Here is a 345-nt window from a genome sequence, read left to right as displayed (position 1 = left end):
ACTACGCCGACAAATCGAAAAGCACCGTGATGCGCTGATTCGGGCCGCAAACTTCCTCACTCGCACCGCTCACAACATCGCCTTCATCGGTGATATCGGTGTCGGCAAGTCGACAGCCATCAGCTTTATCTTCGAGCTGTTGACACCTCAAACGGCTTCGGACAAACCAAGCATTCACCGAACAGCGCTTGAGACTGGGGCTGGCGGCACGACCATCTGCGAGATTCACATAAAAAACGGCCCTGAATATGGTGTCTCCGTTTTAACATTGACCGATTCCGAAGTGCGGGATCTCGTCGCTGATTTTTGTGCAGCAAAATGGTCCCTGCACTCCACGGAATCTAG

The 345-nt window shown here is 52.8% G+C and carries 1 protein-coding gene; it reads left to right on the top strand.

The genetic code is table 11. The annotated features are described in order from the left end of the window. On the top strand, positions 1-345 hold a 345-nt coding region (locus tag ACYQ1H_RS15610), incomplete at both ends, for a hypothetical protein (RefSeq protein ID WP_460028958.1).

This window comes from Methyloparacoccus murrellii (assembly GCF_054657115.1).
The sequence above is the reverse complement of the archived record's forward strand: the minus strand, read 5'-3'. Positions and strand labels throughout refer to the sequence as shown.